Source organism: Streptomyces sp. EDA2-14 (assembly GCF_054963755.1).
Genome location: NZ_JBUEGE010000036.1, coordinates 1 through 11,125 on the forward strand (window position 1 = coordinate 1; position 11,125 = coordinate 11,125).

14 protein-coding genes are annotated in these 11,125 nt (G+C 71.4%); 4 read left to right on the forward strand and 10 right to left on the reverse strand.

Features of this window, described 5'->3' with window-relative positions; translation table 11 throughout:
• Positions 1-317: 317 nt before the first annotated feature.
• On the reverse strand, positions 318-857 hold the full coding sequence (locus ACY34M_RS41255) for a flavoprotein (protein WP_462723871.1): 540 nt from the start codon (positions 855-857) through the stop codon (positions 318-320).
• Complete coding sequence (locus ACY34M_RS41260) at positions 854-2,092, reverse strand: helix-turn-helix transcriptional regulator (protein ID WP_462723872.1); 1,239 nt, start codon at positions 2,090-2,092, stop codon at positions 854-856. The genes ACY34M_RS41255 and ACY34M_RS41260 overlap by 4 nt, the downstream gene beginning before the upstream one ends.
• Positions 2,093-2,168: 76 nt before the next feature.
• On the opposite strand from ACY34M_RS41260, the gene ACY34M_RS41265 reads away from it, so the two are divergent.
• Positions 2,169-2,681 (forward strand): hypothetical protein, encoded by a 513-nt coding sequence (locus ACY34M_RS41265; protein WP_462723873.1) that lies wholly within the window; start codon positions 2,169-2,171, stop codon positions 2,679-2,681.
• 237 nt (positions 2,682-2,918) lie between these two features.
• Here the strand turns inward: ACY34M_RS41265 and ACY34M_RS41270 are convergent, their stop codons facing one another.
• The 4 genes from ACY34M_RS41270 to ACY34M_RS41285 all read right to left on the reverse strand — a co-directional run bounded on the left by ACY34M_RS41270 (position 2,919) and on the right by ACY34M_RS41285 (position 5,339).
• Positions 2,919-3,185, reverse strand: a complete 267-nt coding sequence (locus ACY34M_RS41270; protein WP_462723874.1) for a DUF6372 family protein — start codon at positions 3,183-3,185, stop codon at positions 2,919-2,921.
• On the reverse strand, positions 3,182-3,619 hold the full coding sequence (locus ACY34M_RS41275; protein WP_462723875.1) for a hypothetical protein: 438 nt from the start codon (positions 3,617-3,619) through the stop codon (positions 3,182-3,184). The genes ACY34M_RS41270 and ACY34M_RS41275 overlap by 4 nt, the downstream gene beginning before the upstream one ends.
• Entirely contained in the window at positions 3,619-4,455 is an 837-nt protein-coding gene (locus ACY34M_RS41280) for a ParA family protein (RefSeq protein WP_462723876.1), read from the reverse strand. Before ACY34M_RS41280 ends, ACY34M_RS41275 begins: the two co-directional genes overlap by 1 nt.
• A gap of 200 nt (positions 4,456-4,655) precedes the next feature.
• Positions 4,656-5,339 (reverse strand): hypothetical protein, encoded by a 684-nt coding sequence (locus tag ACY34M_RS41285; protein ID WP_462723877.1) that lies wholly within the window; start codon positions 5,337-5,339, stop codon positions 4,656-4,658.
• 239 nt (positions 5,340-5,578) lie between these two features.
• Between ACY34M_RS41285 and ACY34M_RS41290 the strand changes: the two genes are divergently transcribed.
• The gene (locus ACY34M_RS41290; protein WP_462723878.1) at positions 5,579-6,547 is read left to right on the forward strand and encodes a hypothetical protein; all 969 of its coding nucleotides are present in this window, start codon (positions 5,579-5,581) and stop codon (positions 6,545-6,547) included.
• A gap of 64 nt (positions 6,548-6,611) precedes the next feature.
• Here ACY34M_RS41290 and ACY34M_RS41295 read toward each other — a convergent pair whose 3' ends face one another.
• Positions 6,612-6,782: a hypothetical protein gene (locus ACY34M_RS41295; protein ID WP_462723879.1), complete on the reverse strand. Its 171-nt coding sequence runs from the start codon at positions 6,780-6,782 to the stop codon at positions 6,612-6,614.
• A 215-nt stretch (positions 6,783-6,997) separates the two neighbouring features.
• On the opposite strand from ACY34M_RS41295, the gene ACY34M_RS41300 reads away from it, so the two are divergent.
• Positions 6,998-7,339 carry a hypothetical protein gene (locus tag ACY34M_RS41300; RefSeq protein ID WP_462723880.1) on the forward strand — a complete coding sequence of 114 codons (342 nt, stop codon included), beginning with the start codon at positions 6,998-7,000 and terminating at the stop codon, positions 7,337-7,339.
• Between the two features lie 542 nt (positions 7,340-7,881).
• On the opposite strand, the gene ACY34M_RS41305 is transcribed toward ACY34M_RS41300, so the two are convergent.
• Positions 7,882-8,814: a recombinase family protein gene (locus ACY34M_RS41305; RefSeq protein WP_462724139.1), complete on the reverse strand. Its 933-nt coding sequence runs from the start codon at positions 8,812-8,814 to the stop codon at positions 7,882-7,884.
• Positions 8,811-9,386: a hypothetical protein gene (locus ACY34M_RS41310; protein WP_462723844.1), complete on the reverse strand. Its 576-nt coding sequence runs from the start codon at positions 9,384-9,386 to the stop codon at positions 8,811-8,813. The genes ACY34M_RS41305 and ACY34M_RS41310 overlap by 4 nt, the downstream gene beginning before the upstream one ends.
• A gap of 791 nt (positions 9,387-10,177) precedes the next feature.
• On the opposite strand from ACY34M_RS41310, the gene ACY34M_RS41315 reads away from it, so the two are divergent.
• Positions 10,178-10,411 (forward strand): hypothetical protein, encoded by a 234-nt coding sequence (locus ACY34M_RS41315; RefSeq protein WP_462723845.1) that lies wholly within the window; start codon positions 10,178-10,180, stop codon positions 10,409-10,411.
• 133 nt (positions 10,412-10,544) lie between these two features.
• On the opposite strand, the gene ACY34M_RS41320 is transcribed toward ACY34M_RS41315, so the two are convergent.
• Positions 10,545-10,865, reverse strand: a complete 321-nt coding sequence (locus ACY34M_RS41320; protein WP_462723846.1) for a hypothetical protein — start codon at positions 10,863-10,865, stop codon at positions 10,545-10,547.
• Positions 10,866-11,125: the final 260 nt, after the last annotated feature.

Here is an 11,125-nt window from a genome sequence, read left to right on the forward strand (position 1 = left end):
GTTGTGATGGGTTTCCCGATAATCCCCCATGGGTGCGTGCATGGAGAGTTTCGGAAAACCCATCACAACCCTGCACTCTAGTTGCGCTAGGCAACCAAAGTCCGGGTCTCAGGGTGAGCCGGGTACGTGCCGGCGGACCCCGGATCGTCGCCCGCCTTTGGGTGGCTCTTTCGGTTGAAGCGCGGCGGGGAGGCTGGACGGGGCCTGTGGGGCTCTGAGGGGCGCGGGAGGGTCCGGTGAACCGCTGAGCCGCCCTCCGTGGCGTCAGAGGGCGGCTCAGGGCCCCTGAGGGGCGGATGGGGCCGGACGGGCAGGGCTCAGGCGGGCAGAGCCGCCAGAGCGGCATCCCACGGATACGCGTCGAGATTGCCGCGCCGAGGCTGGTGGGGAACGAACCCGGGCTCGCCAAGCAGCACCCTCACCCCAGCATCGCGCAGCTCCTGGACGCTGCGGCCGACCGCCGGGTGGCGGCCCTGAGCGTCGTTCCAGTGGGGGAGCGCAACCAGCGGCGTGCCCATCCCGATCGCCTCGGTCACCAACCCGAGCGCGAGGGTGTCGGAGATCCCGGCCGCCCACTTCACGGCCGTGTTGCTGGTGAGCGGCGCGACGAGCATCGCGTCGGCGGTCGGCAGGACGTCGGGCTGGCTGGGGAGTTTGTACTGCCAGCGCACCGGATGGCCGGTCAGCTCCTCCAGGTCCTGGACGCCGCGCTCGGTGTCCTCGCTCGCCCACCGGTACGCGGACGGGGTGAGGATCGCGCACACGTTCCAACCCGCCTTCTGGGCAGCGGAGATGGGGATGTGCAGACGGCGGGCGGGCGGTGCGGCGCAGGCGATCACGTAAAGGGTCTTGGTCACCCGGGCAGTCCACAGCGATCAGCAAGGGCTCGCAAGCGTCCCTCGGCGCTGCCGGTCCCCAGGAGCCGCAGGTCCTCGACCAGGGCGCGGGTGCGCGGACGGCACTGCACCTCCTCCGGCGCCAGGCGCTCCGCCTCGAGGAGCGTGTCGACGGCGTCGGTGGTGAGCCCGGCCTGCTTCTCGCCGATCGCGCGGTCGGCGAGCAGATGGGCCCGGCGCTCCGGCGGAAGCGAGGAGAGCGCCGGCGCCGGGATGCCGGTGGCGACCGCGACCGCGTCGGCCCCCTCGCTGAGCTGTACGTGAGCCGCGACCCTGTACAAGGCGACGTTGGTCGGGCCGAACGACGTCCACAGCCGGTTGTCGTCGTGGCCCAGGTTCCGGGCGTGCTCGGCGGCCTCGTCGAGGTGGTCGGGCACGCGCCGGGCGAGGGCCTCGCTGTTGAGGTCGTCCGCCTCGGCGGCGGCGGCCTGGGCCATCGCAGCCTTGAGGTAGAGCATCCCGAGCACGCTCAACCCGTCCGGCCCGCGTCGGCGCAGCTCGCCTTGGAGGCGGTCGGCGGCGGCGGTGACGAACGCGACGGCGTCGGAGGCTTGGCCGTGATTGGTCATCGCGTCCGCCAGGTGCCGCGCGGCGGACGCCTTGATGACGGGGTCCTCCGACCGCTCGGCGGCGGCGACCGCCCGGTGGCCGGCCAACACCGCGGTCTCGGTGTCCCCCCACTTGATCAGCGCGGCCTCGGTCAGCTCCAGCGACAGCGACAGCAGCCGGAACGCCTGCAGTTGCTCGTCGCCGCTGTGGTGGCGGGCGGCCTGCGACGCGTCGACGAGCAGCTCGGGGATCGACGCGCCGAGCTGCGCGAAGTGCCCGGCCTGGAAACCGCTGCGGGCGTGTACGAGCGCGCGGTCGAGGAGCGCGATCGGCACGGGCTCGTCGTCGGCGCCGCCGCACATGCCGGTGATCACGTCGTGTCGGTGCAACGCGGTGCGCACCGCGTCGAGTTCGCTCTGCCCCGCGCACGCCACGGCCTGGTCGTCGAGGAGCCGCTCCAGCGTGATGCCCAGCTTCGAGGCGGCGAGCAGCATCACCGACAACTGCGGATCGCGCTGAACGCGCCCGGCCTCCAGATCCTCGACCCACCTCAGCGACTTGCCCATCAGGGAGGCGAAGTGAGCCTGAGTCATCCGCCGGCGCCCACGCCAGTACGCGACGCGCCTGCCGAACTGGAAGCTGTTCATGGGAATCTCCGACCGGAGCCACAACCCACAGGAATCCTGTGGCCTGCCTTCGGTCTACCGCATCTACCGTCCCAGTATGGCCAAGTCCAAGAAGCCACTCACCCCAACGTGGGGCGGCCTGCTCGACCCCGGCATCCGCACCTTCGAGGAGCTGCGCGCCGCCGGTGCCGGGTCGACCCGGCTCGTGCAGTGCGGCGGCGGCCGGGACGCCGTCGTCATCGCGCCGCTGCAGCGCGGCCTCGCCGCCCTCGACCATCTCGGCCTGCCGGTCGAGGACGGGTACTCCGTTCTCGCCGACCACATCCGCCAGGAGCTGATCGTCCTCGTCGCGAGCGGCACCGCGCTCGCCTGGGATGACACCCAGGGCGTACGCGTCCTCTCGCAGGGACACTGGCTCCTGGTCCCCCAGCCCGGCGGCGACGGCTCCCTCGCCGCGGCCTGGCTCAGCCGTCCGAAGGCGGCCGGCCCCCGCCATCGCTGGGTCGACGCCAACGACCAGCCCAGCCTCGGCAGCGTCCCCGTGGCCATCCGCCCCGCCGAACTGCGCGAGGCACTCGCCGCCGTCGACACGACGGTCGTGCCCACCTGAACCCCGTCGCCCGGCGCCTCCCCCCGTGGGCCCGGGAGACGGACCAGGGCCCCCGGCGCCTCCACAGTCGCCGCCGGGGGCCCCGACAACATCACGTAATATCTAGCTAGTTTTCCCGCATTTCCCCAGGCCACAGCCCTATATATGGCGTGTCTGTGAAACGAAGACGCCCGCGTTCTCGCTGGCGGGAAAGGCAGCGGGAACGCGGGCGGCAATGTCAGTGGGGCGCCGGTGAGGTCACCAGGGCGGCTCGTTGCGGCGGGCCGGGTCGGGGCGCGGCGCGGCGAGCGCGGTGTAGCAGGGCGAGCAGACCGGCCGCGGGCCGCTGGTCTCGTCGGGCGTCTCGACCTGGATCAGGTGCGCGGGCTCGGCGGCTGCGGTGCATCCGCCGGCCCCGGGAGCACGGTGGAAGATCGCGCACAGGCAGCGGCACCCGCCCGGCCGGTGCTGCTCCCAGTCGAGCAGGACCGGCACGGACACGGTGAGGACGGCAGGCTCGCTCATGCCGCGTCGGAGCCCTCGGCGGCGGGCGGCTCGCCCGGGTCCTCGATCTTGTGGCGCCGGAAGTACGCCTCCAGGGCCTCGTCGAAGATGGTCTGCGGGATCTTCCCCGTGACCTCCACGGCCTTGGTGAGCATCCGGTTGTTCTTGGCGAGGATCCGGGCGGTGACGGCCTTGCGGGCAGGACCCTGCGGACGACCCCGGCGAAGCGCCGGCGTCCGGGTCGGAGCGGCCTTGGCCTTCGGGGGCTCCGGCTCCTGGTGCTCCTTCTCGTCAGCGGAGTCGCCAGCATTCCCGCTTGCCGAATCGCTGGCATCAGACCCGCCGCCACCTGCGCTGTCTGTGGCCCAGGGGTCCTTGGAGCCGGAGAGGTCGGCGGGGTCCTTCTCCCGCTTCTCGTCCTGGGCGGCTTTGGCCTCGTCGAGGAACGTACCCATCAGCCTCGGGCCTCCTTCAGGTGCGGCAGGGTGTGGAAGAGAACGTCGCGGTACGCGCCGACGAGCGTCTTGGCCTCGCGGCCGGGAGCGCTGGTGATCGGGGCGCGCGCGGTCCGGGCGGTCTCGCGCACCGCGTAGTTCGTGATGACGGTCGGCAGGATCAGGTCGCCGAAATCGTCGGCGAGACGCTTGTCCCACAGGCGGTGGATCTCGCGGATCTCGGTCTCGCGCGGCACGATGCTCCGGACGATCCCGGCGACTTCCAGTTCTTCGTTCGGGCAGCCCGGCGAGTTCTGGTGGCTGATGGTGATCAGGGCCTGGTTGGCTCCCGACCAGCCGTCGGCGCTCAGGGTCGCGGGGATGAGGGCCTTGCGTGCGGCGATCAGAGCCGAGCCCACGATGTGCCCGCCCGCGCGGGGCGGCGCGTCGATGAAGAACACGTCGATGTCGTCCCGCAGGGCGGACAGCGCGCGCTTGAGCCGGTACTCCATGCCGCTCGTGCCGTCCTTCTCGCGGTTGCCGAGCGAGCGGTCGGCGGGCAGGACGAACACGTTCGAGGGCCACCTGCGGCCGGCGCGGGTGATGACCTTGGGGGCGATGGTCATCGGATCGACCGGCGGCTTCTTCTCATCCACGTAGTACAGGTCGTTGACCGTCTTCTCCGGCTCGTCGACGCCCAGCTCGTCGGTGAGCGTGCCCCGCGGATCGAGGTCGACGCCGCCGACCTTCAGCCCCAGCTCGGCGGCGACCGCGATCAGCCCGGCCGTCACCGAGGTCTTGCCGACCCCGCCCTTCTCGCTGACCTCAGCGACACAGTCGACTCCATCGACCGCCATCCGGGCCTCCCTTCCACGCCATCGGGTAAGAAGACGAGCGTGGCGAACCCGCCTCCATAAGCGCAAGCCGACCCGCACGCATTGCGGCCAGTGATACCGCAAGCGGAAAAGTCAGCATTGCCGCTGGTAGACGGCCCGATCATATCTAGCTTGATAGCCCGCAATTTCCCAGGTGAATGCCAAAGCAGAAAGGGCGGTGATCAGCGGATGGCGCGCTTGACGGCGCCGCGGACGACGTCGCCGGTCGTCACGACCTGCTCCTGCAGAGTGGCCTTCTCCAGTATCGCGTCGGCGCTCGGGCGGGGTGCGAAGGCGGCACAGAACATGTCGAGCACGGTGACGGCGCCCCGACGCTCGGCCTCGCGCATGATGACCTCGGGCCCGTCACCCCACAGGTCCTGCCACTCGATGAGGGCCTTCACCGCGGGCTCCGACGTCCAGTAGCAGGCGCGTACGAGCTGCTCGCCGAGGTCGGCCGGGAGCTTCACGTACATCCGGTGGGTCAGGATCGTCTTGTCGAACCGGCTGTGGCCGTAGTGGCGGGGTCCGGTCCCCACCGGCCTGCCCGGCGCGCGCATCTCGTCGGCGGGCACCGGCTCGTACGCGCCGTTCATCTTCCGGCGCTTGAGTTCCCCGCGGACCGCCTTCGCGACGACCAGCTCCTTGGTGCCGGCCAACTTGCCCTTCGCGCGCATCGCGGCGAACTCCGTGCGGATCAGCTTGCGGACCTCCCGGGCCGCCTTGCCCCGCAGGAACTTCAGGCCCAGGTCCTCGCGCTGCTTCTCCAGCCACTTCGTCTCGGCGTCTATGCCGCTCTTGACCACCTCGTTCAAGGCGACGAGGTCCGCTTCCTCCAGCGCGATCACGAAGGGCATGTGTGACATGGCGCGGAGTCTAGCTAGATATCCCGCCCTCCGGGACGTACCCGGGACAGCGTTCCCGCACGCGGGCGGCATTCCTTCCCGCTGCCATTCTCGCTAGCATTCTCGCAAGCGAAAAAGCGTTCAAACTAGCTAGATTTCCCGCCCTTAAACGCGCAGGTCAACCCGTGTTTTTGGGTTGTTGCAGGAGTCCATACGTGCCCTTATCTTCGAGCTAAGCAAGCCGCGCCAAGGAGGCCGCAGTGTCGTACGTTCCCGCGCTCCCCGACGTCACCCGCTACACCTGGTGGGGTGCCGTGCCGGAGGGCCTGTCCACCAAGACCCAGCTCGGCGGCCAGGGCCTCAAGCCGGGTTCCGCCCCCGTGGGCCAGGTGCTCTACCACGGCAACTGCTACGCGCCGCTGTACGAGGACGACAAGGCGGTGCCCAAGCGGACCTGCTCGCCCGCGCAGCGCGCTGTCCTCGACCGCGCGCGCGAGCTGCAGTACGAGTGCCGGCGCTGCCACGTCCGCCGGGACTACCCGCTGGGCCGCGGCCGGTGGTGCGAACCGTGCTCGTACGCGGCGTCGGTGTACGCCGACCACGCCAAGGCCCGCCGGTTCGCCCGCGAACTCGTCGAGGACCAGGGCGCCGTGCTCCTGGTCGTCGCGGCCGGCCCCGACGACCAGTCCCCGCCGCAGACGGTCGCCGCCGTCCGCGTCCACGACCAGGAGCTGCTGCACGAGGGGGAGGCCGCCGCGTACGGCAGCGACGAGCGGCAGGCCCTGCTCGACCGGCTCGACACGCTCCTCGACGGGCGCCGGATCGTCCACGAGACCGACCGCGGTCCGGCCAGCCGCTACCCGTCCATCCTCGTCACGCCGCCCGGCCAGCACGTCCACAGCGACCGCGACGGCCTGCACACCTGGCTGCGCCCGCACCGCGAGAGTGTCGACAAGGCCGACTACGTCACCCGGCTGTGGCGCCAGTGGTACGCCTGGACCCGGGATGAGTTCTCCTCGATGGCGAGCGAGCCGTGGGACTGGGAGACCGGCACGCGGCTCGCCTGGGAGCAGACCACCCAGGCCGCCGCCGACGCCGCGGCGATGACCGCGCTCCTGCACCGCATCGCGGCCGGCACCGAGCCGGTCTGGGAGAACGCGCACTGGCTCGCCGACGGCCACGGCGAGCCGGATCTCACCTCGACGCGCACCCGCCGCCGGGCCGCCTGACGGGCGCCCACCGCACCCCCTGACCAGCCCGCCCCGCTTTGGGTGGCTGACCGAAGCGCCAGCATTACCGCAAGCCGGAATGCTGGCGCTTCTGTGCGTCCTGCAGCTCCCGCTCCAACTCGGCGCCGTACGCCTCCGCCCACCGCACCCACTCCTCGACCAGCGCGGCGAACAACTCGGCCGCGGTCGGCGGCTCGACGGGGGACACGGTGGCGGACTTCGTCTTGTACGTCATGCCGCGCACCCTGACGCGCCCGGCCCTCTACCGTCGCGGCGTCGAAGACCAGGCCGCCGCCGAGACGACCCACGACGCGCGCGCGTAGGACGGTCTCACGAGTTCCACGAATGGCCCCTTCGTGCAGGTCATAGATGCGGCGACGGGTCTCAGCGCGATACCTGTGATCCCGGAGCCCGCGACCGCGAGCACCGGCACGGACGCGAAGTCGTTGGATGGGCATGAACGTGGGCAAGGCGGCGCCGGGCGTCGAGGAGCGAGCCGATCAGGCAGCGGAGGCGGCGTGCAACCTCGCTGACGCGGTCACCCCCGACGCCTGGAGCCCGGCCGCCGTCGAGGATGCCGTCGCCGCGATCGAGGCCCTGACGGAGGCCCTCGGACAGATCAGCCCCGACGCGGCCCGCATCCTCGCCGCCGTCCCCACCGCGACCGCCGCACTGCGCCGACACCTCCAGGGCGAGGACGACGAGCCCCCGGCCGCCACGGTGCCCGCTGCCCGGGGAGGCCGGCGCCGCGGACTCGGACACGGCTGGAAGGGCGTACGCCTCCCGAAGTAGCCGGGCAGACCCCGGCCCACCCGAGGTTCTGGGCGGTTTCGAGCGGTCCCTACGCGCGCACGCGTCACGGGCCGCACCGATGCACAGAGCGGGCGCACCGACGATGCCGGGCACTCCCGCCGACCGCACCGCTGCGGACGATGCCGGGCATCGCGACCCCCGATGTAGCCACGGAGAGTGAGCGGTGCGGTGGCCGTGCACCGGATGCAGACCCCTTGACCAGGGCGATGCACTCAATGCACCGACCCCTTGCCCAGCGGAAAAGCAACCCTTGACCAGCATCGAATCTCGCGACGAATCCCCTTGACAGACTCCGCTGCCGGGCCGCACCCGCCGTGTTCGTGCGCCGAGCATCGTCCGGCGGCCGGGGAGTGGACGGGCGCCGCACGCTGTCACGCTGCGTCACCCGATGCACGGTGAGGACGATGCACTGCACTCCCGCTGCATCGTGCGCGCGCGATGGGACGGTCCGGAAAGTCCAGAAACCCGTGCGCCCCGGCCGCCGGGAAGACGGTCGGGGCGCACGGGGTGCCGGTGCTGGCTCAGGCAGCAGGGCCCGATGCCGTGACCCGGGCCGCGTACACGCCGTGCGCCTTGCGACGGGCCGGGGTGACCGACCCTGCCTGTGGGGCGGCGGCTTGGTCGAGCATCAGCCGGTGCACCGACAGGGGAGCGGTCACCCGGAGCGAGTGGCCCTGGCCCCGGCGGACCAGCGGAGCGTTCTGCAGCACGGCGCGGATCTCCTCGGCGGCGCTGTGCCGCAGCAGCTCGCCGATCAGGCCCGGCATGTCGATCGCCACGACCGGATCGGGATCGGCCACCGGCTCCTGGTCCTCGACGTCGCCGGGGTCGGCCTCCTCCTGGTCCAGCTCGTCGACGGCATCGCGGGCGCCGGCCAGATCGAGCACCCGCCGGATTGTCTTCGGGTCGACGCGGTGCTCCCGGGCGAGCGCCTTCACCGCGGTGCCCTCCTCGGTGTACGCCTTCACCACCGCGGCGACGGCGGCCTCGCTGAGCACGGACGGGCGACCGAGGGTCTTGCCGGAAGCCTCGGCGGCGGCCACGCCCTCCTTCGTGTTCTCGCTGATCATGTCCCGCTGGAACTCCAGGACCCCGGCGAGCATCGTCACGAACAGCTTCGTCTGCGGGTCGTCCGCCGCCAGGTCGAAGCCCGACCACGCGCCGGTCGCGATCCGCAGGTGCAGCCCGCGCCGCTGCAGGATCTCCCGGATCTGGATGACGTCCTTCGTCGAGCGGAACAGCCGGGCGGCGTCAGCGATCCGCACCGTGTCGCCGACCGCCGCCTCGTCGAGTAGCCCCCGGAACCCCGCGCGGCGGATCGCGTACACCCGCGACGACGTCGCCGGGTCCTCGTACTTCGGGGCGCCGGCCTTCAGCAGCTCGGCGAGCGCGTGAAGCTGACGGGCATTGGTCTGCTTGTCCGTCGAGTGCCGCAGATACAGCCGGTCGGTCACTCGGGCACCTCCACTGTCTCGGCGAGCTGGGTGACGCGTCCGGCGGCGTGCGCGATCCGCCCGGCCTCGACCCGCAGGGACTCGGCGGCCGGGTCACCGTGGGCCAGCCACTTCGGGGCGACCTCCTCCAGGAGGAGCGCGATGTTCTGCAGCACGGCCGACAGGTCCTTGAACCCCTCGCGCAGGTTGCCGTCGTCGATCCGGGCCTCCGCGCGGGCGAGAGTGTCGTACGGCGGCAGGTCACGGCGGACGGCCGCAGCCGCCTGGACGTCCTCCTCGCCGTCGGCGGGCACGTACACCGTGCCGAGTTCCAGGCCGGGCTGCATGTGTGCGGCCTCGGTGCCGATCCCCGAGACCATGCCGACCAGACGCGGCGTCACGGTGTAGACCTGGTCCGGCTCGGCGGGGTCGGCCCGCACCTGCTCGTCGAGCTTCAGCGCCATCTCCGGCGGGAGCTTGGCCAGGAGACGGGCCAGGCCGCCGACGCTGTCCAGCATCGGGTGGGCCGCGATCGTGTCGGCGAGCTGCTTCTCCTGCTCCGGGGTGGGCGTCGACTCCGGGTCGGATGACATGGGTGTCCCCTCGATAGGCCGGGCCAGGACGGCATCCGGCGGTCGATGAACACCCTAGGGAGGGAAAAAGGGGAGGCGCAACTACGGATTGGAATCCATTGGATCGCAACCCCGGATTGTGCCTGTTTTCACCCGTCTGGGGGATTCGACCCAATGGATCGGCGCGGGGAGGGACAATCGACCGTTTTCCCCTCCTTGGTGGATTGGATGTGCAGTCATCCGCCCTCGGCAGGATCTCCGGGCCGGGGGACAGAGGTCTGGACACGCTTCGTGGAACCTCGGGTTCAATCGGCGGGGCAGGAAACCGGGATCAATAGGGGCAACCCGCCTTCACGCCGGGAGTTCCACCGCAGCACCTCGCAGGGCCCCTGACCTGCGAAAGGAACATCTCGTGGAACTTCGTGGAACCGTCCTACGCGCGCGCGTGTCACGAAGGGTTCCACGGCCGCAGCGGACGCCGGAGACGGGTCCGACTTCGCCAGACCCCTGTCACAGAGAAGTAGTCGGCACGGCATCCACCCCTTGACCAGCCCGCTGGCCTGCGGGTTCCACGGTCGGCGGCGTCGGGATGAGGCGCCTCGTAGGGCGCCCCGGCAGGCGCCTCGTAGGAGGTCTCGTAGGGCGCCTCGTACGGCGCCTCGTGGGGCGCCTTCGCGGAACTGCCCGTGTCACGGGCGCCGGCGCAGGTTCCTGCCCGCCCGGCGGGAGCGTGCGGAGTCCGCGCCTCGAATCCGTGGCGTACGGGGCGCGGCCACGGTGAGGCTCGGCGAATCCGATCAGAGGAGAGGCAGATGCCGAACGAGACCGCCCCGACTGTCCCGGCCGCCGAGCTGACGAGCGTCCTGGAGAAGCTCCTCGGCGCCGTCGAGCGGACGGGCACCCTCGACGTCCGTGTCCGCGTCGTCGTCACGACCGGCCCCGCCCCGGAGGACATCGAGCTGCAGGCGCGGCTGGAGGAGCTGCGCGTCGCGCAGAGCGAGGCCCGGTACCGCTCGCACGGCGCCGGTCGTGGCTTCGCCCGCTGAATCGGCCCGATCCGATGATCGAAGTTCTGTGAGAGCGATTCTCCGGCCGATCTTCACCCCAGGGTGCCCCCAGGAAGGGGTTCACGGCGGGCGCGGCTGGGGTGGACGCTGGAGACATGGCCCGGCGCTGGCGTCACTGCATCGTCTGCGGCAAGCCGCTCCCCAGGAAGGGCTCGCCGCAGCGGAAGTACTGCGACGGCGCGTGCAAGGCGTCGGCGTACCGCGCCCGGCGGAAGTCCGGGCTCATCATCGGCACGGCGGTGTACGCCTGGGGGCTGGAGGACCGCGGGAAGCTGTTGGCGGCGGCGCCGTACCACTGTGCTCTGTGCTGGAAGCTGATCCTGCCCGGCGTCAACCGGCGGTCGGACGCCGTGTACTGCTCGGGGAAGTGCCGCACGAGGGCCTGGAGGGCCCGTGAGTCGGCCCGCGCGCAGTTGGCGGCGGTGACGTCCAAGCGTCACTCAGACGGCCCAGAGACGGCCGTGTGACGCCTCCACGTCACCTCTCGGGGCCGGGCGCGAGCGATCGAGGCCGGCGGAACCCGGGCCGGACGTGTCCGGGGAGCCTCCCAGGTAAGTAGTCGGCGTTCCGGGGGCTCGCCGAGCACCCCCTTGTCTCCCAGGTCAGGGCCCTGCAGAGGGTTCCTCGGCGTGGTGGGGCGGTGCGACCCAGGACGCGACTCGGGATGCGATCCAGGACGGGACCTAGGCCGCG